Origin of the sequence: Crossiella sp. SN42, assembly GCF_023897065.1 — a bacterium.
GTDB lineage: Bacteria > Actinomycetota > Actinomycetes > Mycobacteriales > Pseudonocardiaceae > Crossiella.
This window is the reverse complement of record NZ_JAMHIV010000063.1, coordinates 1-17,586: the sequence shown is the minus strand read 5'-3', so window position 1 is coordinate 17,586 and position 17,586 is coordinate 1. Positions and strand designations below refer to the sequence as shown.

General features: G+C 70.5%; 20 protein-coding genes. 10 read left to right on the top strand and 10 right to left on the bottom strand.

All coding sequences use genetic code 11. The features are described from left to right. Positions 1 to 9 precede the first annotated feature (9 nt). Together M8C13_RS43220 and M8C13_RS43215 are read left to right on the top strand one after the other, a co-directional pair. Entirely contained in the window at positions 10 to 1,146 is a 1,137-nt protein-coding gene (locus tag M8C13_RS43220; protein ID WP_252486657.1) for a glycerate kinase, read from the top strand. A 104-nt stretch (positions 1,147 to 1,250) separates the two neighbouring features. Then, positions 1,251 to 1,613: an iron-sulfur cluster assembly accessory protein gene (locus M8C13_RS43215; RefSeq protein WP_252486656.1), complete on the top strand. Its 363-nt coding sequence runs from the start codon at positions 1,251 to 1,253 to the stop codon at positions 1,611 to 1,613. A gap of 72 nt (positions 1,614 to 1,685) precedes the next feature. Here M8C13_RS43215 and M8C13_RS43210 read toward each other — a convergent pair whose 3' ends face one another. Next, positions 1,686 to 1,859, bottom strand: coding sequence for a hypothetical protein (locus M8C13_RS43210; RefSeq protein WP_252486655.1), 174 nt, complete (start codon positions 1,857 to 1,859; stop codon positions 1,686 to 1,688). Between the two features lie 171 nt (positions 1,860 to 2,030). Between M8C13_RS43210 and M8C13_RS43205 the strand changes: the two genes are divergently transcribed. Continuing rightward, entirely contained in the window at positions 2,031 to 2,969 is a 939-nt protein-coding gene (locus M8C13_RS43205) for a carbohydrate kinase family protein (protein ID WP_252486669.1), read from the top strand. Positions 2,970 to 3,077: 108 nt separating this feature from the next. Here the strand turns inward: M8C13_RS43205 and M8C13_RS43200 are convergent, their stop codons facing one another. The 5 genes from M8C13_RS43200 to asnB form a co-directional block, all read right to left on the bottom strand. Continuing rightward, entirely contained in the window at positions 3,078 to 3,917 is an 840-nt protein-coding gene (locus M8C13_RS43200; RefSeq protein WP_252486654.1) for a hypothetical protein, read from the bottom strand. Continuing rightward, complete coding sequence (locus M8C13_RS43195; protein ID WP_252486653.1) at positions 3,917 to 4,201, bottom strand: MoaD/ThiS family protein; 285 nt, start codon at positions 4,199 to 4,201, stop codon at positions 3,917 to 3,919. Before M8C13_RS43195 ends, M8C13_RS43200 begins: the two co-directional genes overlap by 1 nt. Before the next feature lie 5 nt (positions 4,202 to 4,206). Next, the gene (locus tag M8C13_RS43190; RefSeq protein WP_252486652.1) at positions 4,207 to 5,307 is read right to left on the bottom strand and encodes an exo-alpha-sialidase; all 1,101 of its coding nucleotides are present in this window, start codon (positions 5,305 to 5,307) and stop codon (positions 4,207 to 4,209) included. Between the two features lie 91 nt (positions 5,308 to 5,398). Next, positions 5,399 to 5,758, bottom strand: a complete 360-nt coding sequence (locus M8C13_RS43185) for a GNAT family N-acetyltransferase (RefSeq protein ID WP_252486651.1) — start codon at positions 5,756 to 5,758, stop codon at positions 5,399 to 5,401. Positions 5,759 to 5,805: 47 nt separating this feature from the next. Beyond that, the gene (asnB, locus tag M8C13_RS43180; protein ID WP_252486650.1) at positions 5,806 to 7,731 is read right to left on the bottom strand and encodes an asparagine synthase (glutamine-hydrolyzing); all 1,926 of its coding nucleotides are present in this window, start codon (positions 7,729 to 7,731) and stop codon (positions 5,806 to 5,808) included. Between the two features lie 198 nt (positions 7,732 to 7,929). On the opposite strand from asnB, the gene M8C13_RS43175 reads away from it, so the two are divergent. Both M8C13_RS43175 and M8C13_RS43170 read left to right on the top strand, forming a co-directional pair. After that, positions 7,930 to 8,856: a cytochrome c oxidase subunit II gene (locus M8C13_RS43175; protein WP_252486649.1), complete on the top strand. Its 927-nt coding sequence runs from the start codon at positions 7,930 to 7,932 to the stop codon at positions 8,854 to 8,856. 40 nt (positions 8,857 to 8,896) lie between these two features. After that, entirely contained in the window at positions 8,897 to 9,298 is a 402-nt protein-coding gene (locus M8C13_RS43170) for a cytochrome c oxidase subunit 4 (RefSeq protein WP_252486648.1), read from the top strand. A gap of 416 nt (positions 9,299 to 9,714) precedes the next feature. On the opposite strand, the gene M8C13_RS43165 is transcribed toward M8C13_RS43170, so the two are convergent. Genes M8C13_RS43165 through M8C13_RS43155 form a run of 3 tightly spaced genes read right to left on the bottom strand, consistent with a single transcriptional unit; the run spans position 9,715 to position 12,026 of the window. Further along, a complete protein-coding gene (locus M8C13_RS43165; RefSeq protein WP_252486647.1) occupies positions 9,715 to 10,458 on the bottom strand; it encodes an aminoglycoside N(3)-acetyltransferase in 744 nt (247 codons plus the stop codon). A gap of 53 nt (positions 10,459 to 10,511) precedes the next feature. Then, positions 10,512 to 11,594 (bottom strand): anthranilate phosphoribosyltransferase, encoded by a 1,083-nt coding sequence (gene trpD, locus M8C13_RS43160; RefSeq protein WP_252486646.1) that lies wholly within the window; start codon positions 11,592 to 11,594, stop codon positions 10,512 to 10,514. 21 nt (positions 11,595 to 11,615) lie between these two features. Next, entirely contained in the window at positions 11,616 to 12,026 is a 411-nt protein-coding gene (locus tag M8C13_RS43155) for a hypothetical protein (protein ID WP_252486645.1), read from the bottom strand. Between the two features lie 164 nt (positions 12,027 to 12,190). Here M8C13_RS43155 and M8C13_RS43150 point away from each other — a divergent pair, with 164 nt between their 5' ends. From M8C13_RS43150 to M8C13_RS43130, 5 genes are all read left to right on the top strand, one after another. Next, positions 12,191 to 12,802 (top strand): heme-copper oxidase subunit III, encoded by a 612-nt coding sequence (locus M8C13_RS43150; RefSeq protein ID WP_252486644.1) that lies wholly within the window; start codon positions 12,191 to 12,193, stop codon positions 12,800 to 12,802. Between the two features lie 71 nt (positions 12,803 to 12,873). After that, entirely contained in the window at positions 12,874 to 13,680 is an 807-nt protein-coding gene (locus tag M8C13_RS43145) for a c-type cytochrome (RefSeq protein ID WP_252486643.1), read from the top strand. Next, positions 13,677 to 14,804, top strand: a complete 1,128-nt coding sequence (locus M8C13_RS43140) for a ubiquinol-cytochrome c reductase iron-sulfur subunit (protein WP_252486642.1) — start codon at positions 13,677 to 13,679, stop codon at positions 14,802 to 14,804. The genes M8C13_RS43145 and M8C13_RS43140 overlap by 4 nt, the downstream gene beginning before the upstream one ends. Further along, on the top strand, positions 14,801 to 16,456 hold the full coding sequence (locus M8C13_RS43135) for a cytochrome bc complex cytochrome b subunit (RefSeq protein WP_252486641.1): 1,656 nt from the start codon (positions 14,801 to 14,803) through the stop codon (positions 16,454 to 16,456). Before M8C13_RS43140 ends, M8C13_RS43135 begins: the two co-directional genes overlap by 4 nt. Positions 16,457 to 16,567: 111 nt before the next feature. Continuing rightward, entirely contained in the window at positions 16,568 to 17,071 is a 504-nt protein-coding gene (locus tag M8C13_RS43130) for a DinB family protein (protein ID WP_252486640.1), read from the top strand. On the opposite strand, the gene M8C13_RS43125 is transcribed toward M8C13_RS43130, so the two are convergent. After that, entirely contained in the window at positions 17,072 to 17,350 is a 279-nt protein-coding gene (locus M8C13_RS43125) for an Lrp/AsnC family transcriptional regulator (RefSeq protein ID WP_252486639.1), read from the bottom strand. Positions 17,351 to 17,586 lie beyond the last annotated feature (236 nt).

Below are 17,586 nucleotides of genomic sequence, written 5' to 3'. Positions count from 1 at the left end.
TCCGCCGTTATGACGGACAACTCAGGGCGAGTGGTGCTCATCGCCCCTGACTGTTTCGGCGGGACCCTCACCGCGAACGAGGCGGCCGAGGCCATCGCCGAGGGGTGGCGGCGGGGTTCGCCCGCCGACCGGCTCCTCCTTCGTCCGCTCGCCGACGGCGGCCCCGGTTTTGTGGACGTGCTGCACACCGCCCTCGGGGGCGAGCTGCACACGGTCGAGGTCACCGGGCCGCGCGGCGAGCCGGTCACCGCCGTGTGGCTGGCGCACGACGGCACCGCCTACATCGAGTCCGCCCAGGCAGCGGGACTGCACCTGGTCCCCAAGGCCGAACGTGCGGCAGGCGCGGCCACCACCCGTGGGGTGGGTGAGCTGCTGCTGGAGGCGGTGCGCGCCGGGATGCGCACCGCGGTGGTCGGGCTGGGCGGCTCGGCCACCACCGACGGCGGCGCCGGCCTGTTCGCCGCGCTGGGCGCCGGGCCGGTGGACGCGCTGGGTTCGCCGCTGCCCGACGGCGGCGCGGCGCTGGCGGACTGCGCGGGGCTGGCCGGTCGGCCGGACCTGGGCGAACTGCGGCTGGTCGCCGCCTCCGACGTGGACAACCCGCTGCTCGGCCCGACCGGCGCGGCGCACGTCTTCGGCCCGCAGAAGGGCGCGGACGCTGACCAGGTCGAGCAACTGGACCGGGCGCTGACCCGCTGGTCGGAGGTGCTGCTGGAGGAGCTGGGCGCCGACGTCGCCGGTCTGGCCGGCGCGGGCGCGGCGGGCGGGCTGGGCGGCGCGCTGCTGGCGCTGGGCGCGACCGTGGACTCCGGCGCGGACCTGGTCCGGCGGCTCAGCCAGCTGGACGAGGCGCTGGACTCCGCGGGGCTGGTGCTCACCGGCGAGGGCAGCTTCGACTGGCAGTCCCTGCGCGGCAAGCTGGTCAGCCGGGTGGCCGCGGGCGCGGCCGAGCGCGGGGTGCCCTGCCTGGTGCTCGCCGGTCAGGTGAGCGTGGGCCGCCGCGAGGCCGGCGCGGCCGGGGTCGAGGAGTCGTACTCGGTCACCGAGCACGTCGGTTCGGTGGCCAAGGCGATGGCCGAACCGGCCGCTGGGTTGAGCGGTCTGGCCGAACGCGTGGCCGCTCAGTGGCGGAGCCCACAGAACTAACGCGGAGATATTGCTGTGCGACCATAGGAGTACGGGAACATCCCGGCTCAGGGCTGCGTTGCAGCTACGGTACGGGCCCGAGCGCCGACCTCGTAGGGAGAACCATGACCGCCGAGAACACCACGGCGACCGAAGCGCAGACGCACGGCGTCACGCTGACCGACGCCGCTGCCAGCAAGGCGAAGGCGCTGCTCGACCAGGAGGGTCGAGACGACATGCACCTGCGCATCGCCGTCCAGCCCGGTGGCTGTGCCGGCCTGCGCTACCAGCTGTTCTTCGACGAGCGGACCCTCGATGGGGACGCCTTCCGTGACTTCGGCGGCCTCAAGGTCGCGGTGGACCGGATGAGCGTGCCCTACGTGGAAGGCGCCGTGATCGACTTCGTCGACACCATCGAGAAGCAGGGCTTCACCATCGACAACCCCAACGCCGGTGGCTCCTGCGCCTGTGGTGATTCATTCCACTAGTTCTGCTGGTAGCCCAGGGCGCGAAAAACGGGACCGCGGAGTTCTCCGCGGTCCTTTTTCGTGCCCGCGGGCTCAGGCGCCGTAGTCGTCCATATCGCGGACCTGCGCCGTGCACACCTCGTTGACCTGCCACGATGCCTGGTTCCGCGGCAGTGGCAGCAGGTGCTCCGCCGGGCGCAGGGCGGGCGGAATCTCGGCGCAGTCGTGGATCAGCTCGGCCAGGGTGCTGGCGTCCGGAATCGTCACATCGAGGACGTTAGGACCGCTGATTGATGTGCGACAGCCTTACCACCAAGTAGTCTTCGGCTCCGGCCGTCTGCGACCGGAATGGGTGACGATGGCCTACCAGCAGTCGTCTCATAGGGAGCGCAGTACGTGCCTGTCGCTGTGACTGGAAGCATCGCCACCGACCACCTGATGCACTTCCCCGGCCGGTTCACCGACCAACTGGTCGCCGACCGCCTGGACCGGGTGTCGCTGAGCTTCCTGGTGGATGACCTGACCGTCCGCCGTGGGGGAATCGCGGCCAACATCGCCTTCGGCATGGGCGTGCTCGGCTACTCGCCGGTCCTGGTCGGCGCGGTGGGCGCCGACTTCGCCGACTACCGCTCCTGGCTGGAGCGGCACGGTGTCGACTGCTCGGGCGTGCACACCTCGGAGGTGAAGCACACCGCCCGGTTCGTCTGCACCACCGACGACGACATGAACCAGATCGCCTCCTTCTACGCCGGTGCGATGGCCGAGGCCCGCAACATCGAGCTGGGCCCGATCATCGACAAGGTCGGCGGCCTTGAGCTGGTCCTGGTCAGCCCGAACGACCCCGAGGCCATGCTGCGGCACTCCGAGGAGTCCAGGCAGCGCGGCATCGCCTTCGCCGCCGACCCCTCCCAGCAGCTGGCCAGGATGGACGGCGAGCAGGCCAAGCAGCTGGTCAACGGGGCGAAGTACCTGTTCACCAACGACTACGAGCTCCAGCTGCTGCTGCAGAAGACCGGCTGGTCCGAGGAGGAGATCCTGGACCACGTCGAGCTGCGCATCACCACCCTCGGCGAGAAGGGCGTGGAGCTGGTCGGCAAGGGCCTGCCCGCCTCGCTGCACGTGCCCGCCGTGCCCGAAACGCACAAGGCCGACCCGACCGGCATCGGCGACGGCTTCCGCGCCGGTTTCCTGGCCGGCATCTCCGCCGGCCTGCCGCTGGAGCGGGCCGCGCAGCTCGGCTCGCTGATCGCGGTGCTGGTGCTGGAGGTGGACGGCCCGCAGGAGTGGGTCTTCGACCGCGAGTCCGCGGTGACCCGCCTCACCAGCGCCTACGGCGCGGACGCCGCGGCAGACATCGCCAAGGCGTTCAGGAACTAGTGTCCTGAGTCGGAGGTTCGGTGGTGGTATCGGCGGTCCAGGTTTCCGCTGGGCGTGCCGCAGGGAAGCCCTCGTACCGGGTTGTACGTGGGCTTGCCGGCGGTGCGGTCAGCGGGAAGCTGGGCCGTCGAGACCGCTGGCGAACCTCCGGCTCAGGACACTGGTCAGCACCGCCTCCCGCAGCTCGGCGAGGCGGGGCAGGAACTCTTCGGTCCGGCCGATCTGCGTGCGCAGGTCGGCCGGACCGCTGTTGCCGAGGTCGGCCAGCAGCGTGCTGAACGCCTCGTCGCCGTCCCGGCCGAGGATGTTCAGGGCGCGGGCGTAGGTGGCGAGCAGCCAGAACACCGCCTCGCGGTGCAGCCCGGCCTCGATCAGCTCGTGCGCGCCGTCGATGGCGATCGGGCGGGCCTCGCGGCTGAGGTCGCTGGCGTAGAAAGGCAGCGCGACCGGGTTGTTCGCGGCGGCTTCGACGGCCTGAGCGGCCTCGTCGAAGATCACCGTCAGCGCGCCGAGGTGCTGCCGGACCCGCTCCGGGGTCAGGTGCGCGCAGCCCAGCGCCGCCAGCAGCTCCTCCTGCCACTCCGGTCTGCCCAGCTCGGCCAGCAGCGTCCCGGTGGCGGCGTAGCGCAGCCGGATTGTCGGGTCGCGCAGGGCCGCAGTGAGCAGCACGTGCGTGCTCACCCCGGTCGCGAACAGCCACCGCAGCACCCGGTCCGGCCAGGGCGCGGCCGCGCGGGCCGCGTCCAGCCCGGCCCGGATGCGGGCCTCGGCGCGCGCGCAGCGGCGGCGGACCCAGCGCGGCGCGGCGAAGTCCGCGGCCACCGCGTCCAGCGCCAGCGCGGCCGCCGAGCCCGCCAGGTACGCGCCGCCGAACCCCGGCTCTCCGGCGGCGTGCCCGGTGAGCCAGTCGGTCGCCACGGCCAGTGCCTCGGTCAGGGTGTGCGGCATCAGCCGCCCGCCACCGAGGGGATCACCTGGATCTCCGCGCCCGGGGGCAGCGGGGTGTCCGGGCCGTTGAGCTGACGGCACTCCTCGCCGTTGACGTAGAAGTTCACGTAGCGGCGCAGCGTGCCCTGCTCGGTGCGCAGCCGCCGGTTCAGCGCCGGGTGGTCCGCGGCCAGCACGTCCAGCGCGCCGCCGAGGGTGGTCCGCTCCGGCAGGTCGAGCTTGAGGGTGGCGGCGCCGCCCGCGCTCGGGCGCAGCACGCCGGGCAGCAGCACGGTGACCCGCATCGGGCTCACCGCCGGATCACGGCCGCGCGCACGCTCAGCACGTCCGGCAGGTGCTCGATGATCCGCTGCCAGCTGCCGCCCTCGTCCCGGCTGGCGTAGACCTCGCCGGAGCGGGAGCCGAAGTACACGCCGGGCACGCCCGCGTCGTCCACGCACAGCGCGTCCCGCAGCACCGTGGTCCAGAAGTTCTGCTGCGGCAGGCCCTTGGTCAGCGCGGTCCAGCTGTCACCGGAGTCCTCGCTGCGGTACACCCGGCAGGCCCCCTCCGGCGGGAACCGGTTGGCGTCGGCGGTCAGCGGGAAGCCGTAGACCACCTCCGGCCGGTGCGGGTGCACCGCGATCGGGAAGCCGAAGTCGCTGGGCAGCCCGTCAGCGATGGAGGTCCAGTGCGCGCCGCCGTCCTCGCTGCGGTACACGCCGTGGTGGTTCTGCAGGAACAGCCGGTCCGGCTCGGCCGGGTTGCGCGCGATCTTGTGCACGCACTGGCCGAACTCCGGGTACGGGTCGGGCAGGAAGTAGGCCTTGATGCCGGAGTTGCTCGGCGACCAGCTCGTCCCGCCGTCCTCGGTGCGGTACACCCCGCCGGTGGACATGGCCACGGTGACCTGCGCCCGGTCGGTCGGGTGCGGCAGGATCGTGTGCACCGCCTGCCCGCCGTAGCCCGCGCCCCACTGCTCGCGGTGCGGGTGGTCCCACAGACCCCGCACCATGTCATAGGTGCGCCCGCCGTCGGTGGAGCGGAACAGCGCCGAGGGCTGGGTGCCCGCGTAGACCACCTCCGGCTGGTCCGCAGGCCCGGCGGTCAGCTGCCAGACCCGCTCCAGCGAGGTCCCGGTGTCCTCGGGGAAGGCCACCGGCGGGTGGTCCGGCTCCTGCCAGCTGGCGCCGAGGTCGTCGCTGGTGGCCACGCTGGGCCCGAAGTGCTCGCTGGCCACGCCGGCGAGCAGGCGGGGCAGGTCCCGGCGGGTGTCCACGGCCACCGCGTAGACCTCGGTCATCGCGTGGTGCGGCCCGGACCAGGTCCAGTCCGCCCGGTCGTTCTCGCTGGTGGCCAGCCACAGCCCCTTGCGGGTGCCGACGGCGAGCACCACCTGTTCCTCAGGCACGACGTCCTCCGAAGTGATGTGGGTCACTGTCGGATCGGAGGCTACGCGGACCCACCGACAATCTCGCGGCGACGGATCGAGGCTCGTCGGGTCAGGGTCCCTCGGCCAAGCGGATGAGCCCCGCTTCGGTAGGGCGGAAGCCGCAGGCGTCGAGGTAGAAGCGCCGCAGCCCTGGCTCGAAGTCCACGTGCAGCCATTCGCAGCCCGCCGCCCGCGCCCGCTCCACCGCCAGGCGGACGACCGCGGTGCCGATGCCGTGGTGCTGGTGCGTGCCCCTGGTCTTGGTGTCGAGCAGGAAGGCGTGCACGCCGCCGTCCCAGGCCACGTTCACGAAGCCGACCAGCAGGCCGGCGGCGTCCCTGGCGGCCACCCAGCCGAGGCTGTGCCGTTTGACCCGGTGCCACCAGCCGGTCTCGGCCGCGCCTCCGTGCGACTGGACGAGATCGATCATCTCCTCCTCGGAGATGGGATCCCGCCAGCCGCAGGAGATCGTCGCGATCAGAGCTTGACCGGGTAGTGCGGCTCCGGGACCTGCACCGTGATCCGGCGTTCCACGAAGATGCCGTGCCACAGCATGAACACCAGCAGCGCCCAGATCCGGCGGCTGTGGTCGAGCAGGCCGGAGCGGTGTTCCTCCAGGATGCGCAGCACCGCGTTCTTGTTGATCAGGTCGTCGGTGAGGGACTGGTGCACGATGTCGCGGGCCCAGTCGTGCATCTCGTCCTTGAGCCAGTGCCGGACCGGGACCGGGAAGCCCAGCTTGCGCCGGTTGAGCACGTGCGCGGGCACGATGCCGTGCATGGCCTGGCGCAGGGCGAACTTGGTGGTCTCCCTGGTGATCTTCTGGTCCTGCGGGATGCGCGCGGCCACCCGGAAGACCTCCGGGTCCAGGAACGGCACCCGCAGCTCCAGCGAGTTGGCCATGGTCATCTTGTCCGCCTTGACCAGGATGTCCCCGCGCAGCCAGGTGAACAGGTCGATGTGCTGCATCCGGGTCACCGGGTCCCAGGCCAGCGAGTCGCGGTACCAGCGGGCGGTCACGTCGGTGTGCGAGATGCGCGGGTCGTGCGTGCGCAGCACCTGCTGGATCTGGTCGTCGCGGAAGATGCGCGCGTTGCCGTAGTAGCGCTCCTCCAGGGTCAGCGCGCCCCGGCGGAGCAGGTCCTTGCCGCGCACGCCCTCCGGGATGCGGCTGGAGACCTTGCCCATGACCGAGCGCAGCGCGCCGGGCACCTTCTCGAACGGGGCCAGCGACAGCGGCTCGCGGTAGATCGTGTAACCGCCGAAGAGCTCGTCCGCGCCCTCGCCGGAGAGCACCACCTTCACGTGCTGGCGGGCCTCGCGGGCGATGAACCACAGCGGCACCAGCGCCGGGTCGGCCACCGGGTCGTCCAGGTACCAGGTGATCAGCGGCAGGGCCTGCATCATCTCCTCCGCGGAGACGGTGCGGACCACGTGCTTGACCCCGATCGCGGCCGCGGACTCCGCGGCCACGTCCACCTCGGAGTAGCCGGTGCGCTCGAACCCGGTGGTGAAGGTGATCAGGTCCGGGTTGTGCTCCTTGGCCAGCGCGGCGATCGCGGTGGAGTCGATGCCACCGGAGAGGAAGGCGCCCACGGTCACGTCGGCGCGCATGTGCTTGGCCACCGAGTCGCGCATCACGCCCGCGATGTCCCGGTACAGCTGCCCGGCCTCGGAGCTGGTGGTGATCGGGCGCGGGGCGAAGGTCGGCTGGAAGTACCGCTCGGTCACCACCTGGCCGCCCGGGGAGACGGTGAAGGAGGTGCCGGACTCGATCCGGCGGATCGTGGTGTGCAGCGTCTCCGGCTCCGGCACGTACTGCAGGATCAGGTAGTGCTGCAGCGCGGCCTGGTCCAGCTTGGGCGAAAGGCCCAGCGTGGGGGCCAGGTCGAGCAGGCTCTTCTTCTCGCTGGCGAAGGCCACCCCGCCCGGACCGGCCGCGTAGAACAGCGGCTTGATGCCGAAGGGGTCCCGCGCGCCGAAGACGACCCGCTTCTCCGCGTCCCAGATCATGAAGGCGAACATGCCGCGCAGGCGGCCGACCATGGACGGGCCGAGGTGGTGGTAGGCGGCCACGATGGCCTCGGTGTCGCCGTCGGTGGCGAACTCCGCGCCGAACTTGTCCCGCAGCTCCGCGCGCAGCTCCAGGTAGTTGTAGATCTCGCCGTTGAACAGGATCGTGTAGCGCCCGTTCGCGTAGTGCAACGGCTGGTGGGAACGCTCCACGTCGATGATCGACAGCCGGTTGAAGCCGAAGACCACGTCGTTGTTGTGCCAGGTGTCACTCTCGTCGGGACCGCGGTGGCGCTGGCACTGGAGCGCCCTCGCAACGCTGCCGACAGCCGTGCCGATGTTCGCGTTGTTGTTCTGGGCGGAACACACCAGTCCAAGCAGGCCGCACACGCTTCTCGCGCACCTCTCATGTCGACGACGTCGGCGCCCAGTATGCCCGCCGACACGCACGTGTTCGGCTCACCCCGAACGGGTAGGCAGGCTAGTGCTGGGCTAGAGTCCCGAACTGATTGCGACGGCAGGTCAACCGCGCTGGTGCGCGGGCTGGCCGGGACCGTTTTCCAGCCTGTCACGAGGAGGCAGCGAGCAGTGGGCCGCAAGGAGGGCAACCGGGCAGCGCGGCTGGCCAAGGTCACCGGCCTGGTCAGCCTGGTGGGCGTCGCGGCCAGCGGCTGCTCCGCCGAGGAAGTGCTGCGTTTCGGGTGGCCGAAGGGGGTAACCCCGCAGGCCGAGGCGATGCGTCAGCTGTGGACCTGGTCCGTGATCGCGGCGCTGGTCGTCGGCGTGATCGTGTGGGCGCTGATCTTCTGGTCGATCATCTTCCACCGGAAGAAGTCCGAGGAGTTCCCGCGCCAGTTCCAGTACAACGGGCCGCTGGAGTTCGTGCTCATCGGACTTCCGATGATCATCATCGTGGTGCTGTTCGTCTTCGCCACGCACGCGCAGAACGTGGTCACCAACAAGGACAAGACACCGGACGTCAACGTCAAGGTGTGGGCCTTCCAGTGGAACTGGGAGTTCGAGTACCCCGAGTTCAAGACCCCGGACGGCCAGACGGTCCGGACCACGGGCTCGAGCACCGAGATCCCGCTGCTGGTGCTGCCGGCGACCAAGGAAGTCCGCTACACGATCGAGTCGAAGGACGTCATCCACTCCTTCTTCGTGCCGGAGTACAACTTCAAGCGGGACACCATCCCGTTCCCGCAGAAGAACAGCCAGGACAACGTCTTCCAGAACTCCATCGACCACGAAGGCGCCTTCGTCGGCCGCTGCGCCGAGCTGTGCGGCACCTACCACGCGGTGATGAACTTCGAGGTGCGGGCGCTCCAGCCACAGGTCTTCGACCGGTACATGCAGCTGCGCACCAAGCTGAACCCGGCCACCGGCAAGCCGTACACCGCGGCCGAGGCGCTCACCGAGCTGAAGTGCGGCGAGTGGTGCGCCCCGCAGGCGATCAGGACCAAGCCGTTCGACACCAGCCGCACCTCCCGGAAGCCTTCGGGCGGGGACCGGTGACCACCCTGGTGAGCAGCGCAGAACTGGAGTTGAGGGAATCATGAAGGTCGAAGCGCGGATCTTCGAGTTCATCACGATCTTCTGCTTCGTGGCCGCGGTCGTCTACGGCTTCTGGGCCAAGGAGCCGGTGGGCACGGTGGCGCTGGTCCTCACCGGCGGCCTGACCCTGCTGTGCGGCACCTACTTCCGGTTCATCGCCCGCCGGATCGAGCCCCGCCCCGAGGACGTGGACGACGCCGAGATCGCCGACGGCGCCGGCGAGCTGGGCTTCTTCAGCCCGGGCAGCTACTGGCCGGTCGGCCTGGCCGCCGCGGCCGCCTTCACTGGCGTGGCGATGGCCTTCTTCCACATCTGGCTGATCGTGCTCGGCCTGGTGGCTGTGCTGATCATGGTGGGTGGGCTGCTGTTCGAGTACCACACCGCCGCGCCCAGCCACGACTGAGCGTTTCCGCATCGCTGACGGCGGGCGTTTCCCTGGTGGGAGCGCCCGCCGTTCGCGTTGGGGGAGGGGTTGACCGGTCGGCTCAATGTGACCGGTCGTCTCAGGCAGCGGTGGTGGGGGTGCGATGTGGCCGGTCGTCCTGGCCTGATTGGCGGGGCGCAATGTGACCGGTCGTCTCGGGCGGCTGGTGGGGCAATGTGACCGGTCGTCTCAGTCGGCTGGTGATCGCAATGTGACCGGTCGTCTTAAATTGGCTGCGCGCGATGTGACCGGTCGTTTCAATCCGGCTGCGGGGAGCAATGTGACCGGTCGTCTCAGTCGCGTGGGAGCGGAACATGACCGGTCATCTCATCGGACCGGGGCGGAATGTGACCGGTCGTCTTAAGCCGACTGGCGGAGCAATGTGACCGGTCGTCTTAAGCTCGCCGATGGCCGAGCGTCGTGGACACATGCGGATCCGCCAGCAGCTCGGTCAGGCGGGGCACCGCGAAGTCCACCAGCGCCCGCGCAGGCAGCAGGCGGCACTCGGCCGCGCCCGCCCGGAACGGCCGGATCCCGGCCGCCTGCTCGAACTCCCGGCCCAGCACCGGGAAGAACCTGCCGTTGTCGTCAGCCACGTCCAGCGCCTCGCACCACACCCGCTCCCCGCCGACCAGCAGCGGGAACCGGCGCAGCTTCAGCCTCGGCCGGGGCGTGCGGCTCTCCACGTGGTGCAGGAAGCTGTTCCGGTTGTGCCCCACGCCGATGAGCAGGATGCGCGCGTCCAGGTCGTACAGCCTGCCGAAGGGCGAGCCCGGGCCCAGGGCGAAGGACAGGGGCTGGTGCGCCACGACCTCCTCCGCCCGCCCACCGATCGCGGTCACCGACGCCTGGGGGTGGCTGCTGCGCAGTGCGCCCGCGCCGGTGCGCACCGCCTCGGCCACCGCGCCCATCGTCGAGGGCAGGTCCGGGTGGAACAGCGGCACCGCGGCCCGTTCGGCGCGGGTCCGCGCGTCCGGGATGCCCGCTCCCGGGGCTGGATCCGCCACCTGAGGGGTGAACGCGGGGGCGACCAGGGTTCCGGTGCCGCCGACCGCCTGGCGCAGTGAATCGGCCACGGTGGCGGCTCCGCCTGGCACGTGGCCGAGGCTGGACAGGGCGGCGTGCGCGATCACCGTCATGCCCTCGGTGATCCCGGCCCGCCGCCACGTGGTCAGCAGGCCGGGTCCGTCAGTCAGGACAGCTCCGACTTCAGCTTCTGGGTGAGGGTGACCCAGCGCGCCAGCAGTTCCCGCGCCGCGCCCGAGTCGATCGCCTCGCGCACCACGCCCAGCGCCCCGCGCAGATCGGCCACCAGGTCACCGGACGGCCCCCGGTGCGCGGTGACCGCGCCGGCCGCGTTGAGCAGCACCGCGTCCCGGATCGCGTCCTGACGGCCTGCCAGCAGCTGCCGGACCGCCTCCGCGTTGACCTCGGCGTCGCCGCCGAGCAGCGCCTCCGGGGTGGAGACCGGGATGTCCAGCTCGGTCGGGTCCAGGGTGTGCTTGGTGACCGTGCCCCGGTGGACCTGCCAGACGGTGCTGGTCGTGGTGGTGGTGAGCTCGTCCAAGCCGTCGTCGCCGCGGACCACCAGGACCGAGGAGCCGCGGTCGGCGAAGACCTGGGCCATCAGCGGGGCGGCCTTGGGGTCGGCGCAGCCGATCAGGCCCGCGGCCGGCTGGGCCGGGTTGGACAGCGGGCCGAGCAGGTTGAACGTGGTCGGGATGCCGATCTCGCGGCGGGCCGGGGCGGCGTGCCGCATCGCCGGGTGGAAGACCGGGGCGAAGCAGAAGCCGATGCCCAGTTCGGCCACGCTGCGCTGGACGCCCGCCGGGGGCAGGTCGATGACCACGCCCAGGGTCTCCAGCACGTCGGCGGTGCCGCACTTGGAGGAGGCGGCCCGGTTGCCGTGCTTGACCACCGGCACGCCCGCGGCCGCGGTGACCAGGGAGGCCATCGTGGAAATGTTCACCGTGCCGGAGCGGTCGCCGCCGGTGCCGACGATGTCCACCGCGGGCACGTCGATCTCCACCCGGCGGGCGTGCGCGAGCATGCCCTCGGCCATGCCTGCCACCTCGGCGGCGGTCTCGCCCTTGGCGCGCAACGCGACCACCAGGGCCACGGTCTGCGCGACGGTGGCCGCGCCGGACATCACCTGGTCCATCGCCCAGGCCAGGTCCGAGGTGGGGCAGTCGATCCGGGCGACCAGGCGGCCCAGCAGGTCCGGCCAGGTCGGCGCCGGGGCAGTGGCGTTCGGGTCAGCCGTTGTCCCGCTCATCGCGCAGCCGCCCCGTCCCGCTCAGCCCTGGGCCGCGGGCAGCCGCTGGGAGCGCAGCACCTCGGCCACGGTCTCGGCGGCGGCCAGCGGGTCCAGCGGGTGCACCAGCACCGCGTCCGCCTGGGACCAGGTGGCCAGCCACCGGTCGTCCTTGCGCCGCACCGCGATCACGATCGGCGGGCAGTTCGTGATCTCGTTCTTCAGCTGCCGGGACAGCCCCATGCCGCCGGTGGGCTGGGCCTCGCCGTCCAGGATGGCCAGGTCCACCCCGCCGGAGTCGGCCTCGACCAGCACCTCGGCGATGGCGCCCGCCTCGATGTAGCGCAGCCGCGGCAGGTCAGGCGCTGGCCTGCGGCCGACCGCGCTGATGATCGCCTCGCGCACCTCGGGGCGGTGGCTGAACACCAGGACGGTCAGGGTGTCGTTGCTCATCACGCGTCCTCTTCGGCAGGTCGTTCGGGCAGTTGGATGCTATAGCCCGGCCGGGCACGAGCGGGCCGCGCCCTGTCCGCGGGGCCTCGCGCGCGGTGTGGGACAGGACACGATCGGGAACTCGGCCGGACCCGGCCCAGCGAGCCTCGGAGCCGCAGGACATAATGCGTCGCGTGACAACTGCTGCGCCCTCCATCGGCCAACGGGTGCACTCGCTGAACCGCCCGAACATGGTCAGCGTCGGCACCATCGTCTGGCTGTCCAGCGAGCTCATGTTCTTCGCTGGGCTCTTCGCCATGTTCTTCACGGTGAAAGCCCAGAACACGGGGAAGTGGCCACCGGACCCGACTGAGCTGAACCTGCCGTACGCCCTGGTCTTCACGACCATCCTGGTGGCGTCCTCGTTCACCTGCCAGATGGGTGTGTTCGCCGCCGAGCGCGGTGACGTGTTCGGTCTCCGGCGTTGGTACGTGCTCACCTTGATCATGGGCACGATCTTCGTCGGCGGTCAGATCGGCGAGTACTACACGCTGGTCACCGGGCATGACACCACCATCGCGTCCTCGGCATACGGCACGGTCTTCTACCTGACCACCGGGTTCCACGGTCTGCACGTGGTCGGCGGCCTGATCGCCTTCGTGTTCCTGATCTGGCGTACCAAGCTCAGCAAGTTCACGCCGGCCCAGGCCACCGCGGCGATCGTGGTGTCGTACTACTGGCACTTCGTCGACATCGTCTGGATCGGGCTGTTCGCCGTCATCTACCTCGTTCCCTGACGAGACGACTTCATCCCGAAGCTCCCACCCAAGGCGTACGCCCGAATTCGACTGCAAGGGTTGCCGCACTGATGACCACCAACAACGATCGGGCCAGGAAGCGGGCCAAGTTCCGGCGCCGCCTGTCCGGCCTGCTCGCCCTCGGTTTCGCGCTCGTCGGCGCGGGCGCGGCGTACGCCGGGTTCCTGCCCGAGCCGCACACCGCGCAGGCCCAGCAGGATCCGACCAAGATCCAGAAGGGCGAACAGCTCTACAACACCGCCTGCATCACCTGCCACGGCGCGAACCTCCAGGGTGAGCAGGACCGCGGGCCGAGCCTGATCGGTGTCGGCGAGGCGGCGGTGTACTTCCAGGTCTCCTCCGGCCGCATGCCGATGGCCCGCCAGGAGGCGCAGGCGCTGCGCAAGCCTGCCAAGTTCAACTCCGAGGAGATCGACCAGCTCAGCGCGTTCATCCAGTCCAGGGGCGGCGGTCCGACGCTGCCCCAGGAGTCCGGCAAGGAGCTGCGCGGGGACAACTCCGCCCGCGGCGGTGAGCTGTTCCGGCTCAACTGCGCCTCCTGCCACAACTTCACCGGACGTGGTGGCGCGCTGTCCTCCGGCAAGTTCGCGCCCGCGCTCGACGGCGTGAGCGAGGAGCAGATCTACGCCGCGATGCTCACCGGGCCGCAGAACATGCCCAAGTTCTCCGACCGGCAGCTCTCGCCGCAGGAGAAGAAGGACATCGTGGCCTACGTCAAGTCGGTCACCGACGGCAACAACAACCCGGGCGGCCACCCGCTGGGCGGGTTCGGCCCCGCCACCGAAGGCCTGGTCGCCTGGATCATCGGCCTCGCCGCCCTGATCGGCGTGACCGTGTGGATCGGGAGCAGGGCATGAGCGACCAGCAGGACAAGAAGACACCCACCGACGCCGAACTGGCGGAGCTGAGCCGCGACGAGCTGGTCACCCTCGGCCTGGCCGCTGACGGCGTGCACCTCAAGCACCGGGACCCGCACTTCCCGGTGCCGGGCACCAGGGCCGAGAAGCGCACCGAGCGCGGGGTGGCCGCCTGGTTCATCCTGGGCGCGCTGGCCGGCCTGGCCTTCCTCGGCGTGTACTTCGCCTGGCCCTCGCACTACGTGGCGCCGGATGAGCCGGGCAGCTTCTGGTTCGACCTGTACACCCCGATGCTGGGCCTGACCCTCGGTCTGTCCATCACCGGCATCGGTGTCGGCGTGATCGCCTACGCGAAGAAGCTGCTGCCGCACGAGGTCGCGGTGCAGGACCGGCACGACGGCGGTTCGGCGGAGTTCGACAAGCAGACCTCGGCCGCGCTGCTGGCCGACTCCGGGGCCAAGTCCGAGATCGGCCGCCGCTCGCTGATCCGGCGCAGCCTGCTCGGCGCGGGCACCGTGTTCGGCCTCGGCGTGGGCGTGTTCGCCATCGGCGGCCTGGTCCGCAACCCGAAGGCCTACGACCCGGAAGGCCCGCTGGCCACCAGTGGCTGGAAGAAGAAGGACGCGGCCGAGAAGGTCTTCCTGCGCCGCGACACCGGCGACCCGCACGAGGTCGTGCTGGTCCGGCCGGAGGACGTGGAGCCGGGCGGCTTCGAGACCGTCTTCCCGTTCCGCGAGTCCGAGCGCGGCGACAACCACGCGCTGATCAAGGCGCTGCGCCGGTCGGACAACCCGGTCATGCTGATCCGGCTGCGGCCGGGCCAGCCGGTGACCAAGCGCAAGGGCCAGGCGGACTTCAACTTCGGCGACCTGTACGCCTACTCGAAGGTCTGCACCCACCTGGGCTGCCCGACCTCGCTGTTCGAGCAGCAGACCGGCCGCCTGCTCTGCCCGTGCCACCAGTCGCAGTTCGACGTCTTCAACTACGCCAAGCCGATCTTCGGCCCGGCGACCCGCTCGCTGCCGCAGCTGCCCATCACGGTCGACCCGGAGACGGGTTACCTGGTGGCCCGCGGCGACTTCATCGAGCCGGTGGGCCCGGCCTACTGGGAGCGTAAGCCATGAGTTCGATCACCACGCCGACCAAGCAGGCGAACGCGGCGTCCCGGGCGGCCGGTGGCGCGGCGAAGTGGGCCGACGACCGCTACCACGTGGCGGCCGGGCTGCGCAGGCAGATCAACAAGGTCTTCCCGACGCACTGGTCGTTCATGCTCGGTGAGATCGCGCTGTACAGCTTCATCGTGCTGCTGCTCTCCGGTGTCTACCTCGCGCTGTTCTTCGACCCCTCGATGGAGGAGGTCCAGTACGCCGGGGTGTTCACCAACCTCAAGGACGTGTGGATGTCGCGGGCCTTCGAGTCCGCGCTGCAGATCTCCTTCGAGGTGCGCGGCGGCCTGTTCGCCCGTCAGGTGCACCACTGGGCGGCGCTGCTGTTCATGGCCTCGATCGTGGCGCACATGTTCCGGGTGTTCTTCACCGGCGCGTTCCGCCGCCCGCGCGAGGTCAACTGGATCATCGGCATCCTGCTGTTCGTGCTGGGCATGTTCGAGGGCTTCACCGGCTACTCGCTGCCCGACGACCTGCTCTCCGGTGTCGGCCTGCGCATCGCCTCCGCGCTGATCCTGACCATCCCGGTGCTGGGCACCTGGGTGCACTGGGCGCTCTTCGGCGGTGAGTTCCCCGGCACCGAGATCATCCCGAGGCTCTACACGGTGCACATCCTGCTGCTGCCGGGCATCATCCTGGGCCTGGTCGCGGTGCACCTGGCGCTGGTCTGGTACCAGAAGCACACCCAGTTCCCGGGTGTCGGCCGCACCGAGAGCAACGTGGTCGGCGTGCGCATCATGCCGGTGTTCGCGGCCAAGGGCGGTGGCTTCTTCGCCGTCACGGTCGGCGTCATCGCGCTGATGGGCGGGCTCTTCCAGATCAACCCGATCTGGAACTTCGGCCCGTACAACGCCGCGCAGGTCTCCGCGGGCAGCCAGCCCGACTGGTACATGGCCTGGACGGACGGCCTGGTCCGGCTCTGGCCCGCCTGGGAGACCTACATCTTCGGGCACACCATCCCGGCGCCGTTCATCCCGTTCATCGGCAGCATCGGGTTCTGCGTCACCCTGGCGATCCTCTACCCGTGGATCGAGCGCAAGCTGACCAAGGACGACGCGCACCACAACCTGCTGCAGCGGCCGAGGGACGTGCCGGTCCGCACCAGCCTGGGCATGATGGCCATCACCTTCTTCATGGTGATGATGCTCTCCGGCTTCAACGACATCATCGCGTACCAGTTCAACATCTCGCTGAACGCGATGACCTGGGCAGGCCGGATCGGGCTGATCATCCTGCCGCCGATCGCCTACATCCTCACCTACCGGCTCTGCCTGGGCCTGCAGCGGCACGACCGCGAGGTGCTGGAGCACGGTGTGGAGACCGGCATCATCAAGCGCCTGCCGCACGGCGAGTTCATCGAGATCCACCAGCCGCTGGGCCCGGTGGACGACCACGGCCACCCGGTGCCCCTGGCCTACCAGGGCGCCTCGGTGCCGAAGAAGATGAACGCGCTGGGCGCGGCGGGCGAGCCGGTCGCGGGCAGCCTGCTCCGCCCGGACCCGGTGGAGGAGACCACCGCGCTCAAGCGCGCCAAGCACGAGGGCGAGCTGCGCGGCGGCGACAACACCAGGGAGCTGACCGCGGGCAAGCCCGCGGCGCCCAAGGAGTAAGCCACAGCAGAAAGGCGCGGCCCGCGATCTCGTTCGCGGGCCGCGCCTTTTTCTTGTTCGGGTGGCGAAGTAGGACACGACCTGTCCGCCTGGCTGGTTAGCGTCCGGATCATGACGAACGAGCGCACCCAGACCCTGGCCATGCTGGCCGAGACCCGCCAGACCCTGCTGATCACCTTGCGCGGCTTGACCGATGAGCAGGCAGGCGCCAGGAGCACGGTGAGCGAGCTGACCCTCGGCGGCATCCTGCGCCACCTGATCTCGGGCGAGCGGAACTGGACCAGGGTGCTGCTGACCGGCGACGGCACCCTGCCGGAGGGCATGCTGGACGAGGACCAGTACCTGATGCCGGCGGACCGGTCACTGGCCGAGCTGCGCGCGGAGTACCTGGCGGTGGCTAAGATGACCGACACCGCCTTCAGCACCGTGGACCTGGACGCCAGGGTCCTGCTGCCGCAGACCCCGTGGTCGCCGCCGGAACCCCAGTTCTGGTCGGCCCGGCAGATCCTGCTGCACCTGTTCCGCGAGACCGCCCAGCACGCCGGTCACGCCGACCTCATCCGCGAGTCGCTGGACGGCGCCAGCACCACGGCCCAGCTGGGCACACCGGAGTGATCAGTCGACGCCGATGTTGAACGCGGCCTCGGTGTCGGCCTTGGAGTAGGAGCGGAAGGCGATGTGCGTGTCGGTGTTGAGCACCCCGGCCACCTTGCCGATCCGCCCCGGCACCAGCTCGGCCAGGTCCTCGTGCCTGGCCACCTGGACCACCGCGATCAGGTCCACGTCACCGGCGCAGGAGTAGACCTCCAGCACCCCCTCGAAGTCGGCGATGGTCTGCGCCGCCTCCGGGATGCTGGCGGCGTCGGACTGGATCAGCACGATGGCCTTGATCACGGTGTGCTCCTTGGGCGCTGAGGTGGTGGACCGATCGTAGCCAGCGGGTTCACCACCGCGCGGGGTGGCTGGCTGCCCGCGGCGAAGGCGGTGGTGCCGCGGTGGCGGCCGGTCGGCGAGCTCCGCGCCGCACTCGCCCATGGCGAAGCCGCGAAGTCGCACCCGCGGTTGCCGCTAGGGCGTGTCCTCAAAGTCCCGCCCGCGATAGCCGCGCCGGTTCGGCCGCTGGCGGCGCG

Excerpts from the sequence above, each read along its gene's own strand:
- M8C13_RS43220 (WP_252486657.1), top strand. The coding sequence starts at position 10 with ATGACGGACAACTCAGGGCGAGTGGTGCTCATCGCCCCTGACTGTTTC.
- M8C13_RS43215 (WP_252486656.1), top strand. The coding sequence starts at position 1,251 with ATGACCGCCGAGAACACCACGGCGACCGAAGCGCAGACGCACGGCGTC.
- M8C13_RS43205 (WP_252486669.1), top strand. The coding sequence starts at position 2,031 with ATGCACTTCCCCGGCCGGTTCACCGACCAACTGGTCGCCGACCGCCTG.
- M8C13_RS43200 (WP_252486654.1), bottom strand. The coding sequence starts at position 3,917 with ATGCCGCACACCCTGACCGAGGCACTGGCCGTGGCGACCGACTGGCTC.
- M8C13_RS43195 (WP_252486653.1), bottom strand. The coding sequence starts at position 4,201 with ATGCGGGTCACCGTGCTGCTGCCCGGCGTGCTGCGCCCGAGCGCGGGC.
- M8C13_RS43185 (WP_252486651.1), bottom strand. The coding sequence starts at position 5,758 with ATGATCGATCTCGTCCAGTCGCACGGAGGCGCGGCCGAGACCGGCTGG.
- M8C13_RS43170 (WP_252486648.1), top strand. The coding sequence starts at position 8,897 with ATGAAGGTCGAAGCGCGGATCTTCGAGTTCATCACGATCTTCTGCTTC.
- M8C13_RS43165 (WP_252486647.1), bottom strand. The coding sequence starts at position 10,458 with ATGACGGTGATCGCGCACGCCGCCCTGTCCAGCCTCGGCCACGTGCCA.
- trpD (WP_252486646.1), bottom strand. The coding sequence starts at position 11,594 with ATGAGCGGGACAACGGCTGACCCGAACGCCACTGCCCCGGCGCCGACC.
- M8C13_RS43155 (WP_252486645.1), bottom strand. The coding sequence starts at position 12,026 with ATGAGCAACGACACCCTGACCGTCCTGGTGTTCAGCCACCGCCCCGAG.
- M8C13_RS43150 (WP_252486644.1), top strand. The coding sequence starts at position 12,191 with ATGCGTCGCGTGACAACTGCTGCGCCCTCCATCGGCCAACGGGTGCAC.
- M8C13_RS43145 (WP_252486643.1), top strand. The coding sequence starts at position 12,874 with ATGACCACCAACAACGATCGGGCCAGGAAGCGGGCCAAGTTCCGGCGC.
- M8C13_RS43140 (WP_252486642.1), top strand. The coding sequence starts at position 13,677 with ATGAGCGACCAGCAGGACAAGAAGACACCCACCGACGCCGAACTGGCG.
- M8C13_RS43135 (WP_252486641.1), top strand. The coding sequence starts at position 14,801 with ATGAGTTCGATCACCACGCCGACCAAGCAGGCGAACGCGGCGTCCCGG.
- M8C13_RS43130 (WP_252486640.1), top strand. The coding sequence starts at position 16,568 with ATGACGAACGAGCGCACCCAGACCCTGGCCATGCTGGCCGAGACCCGC.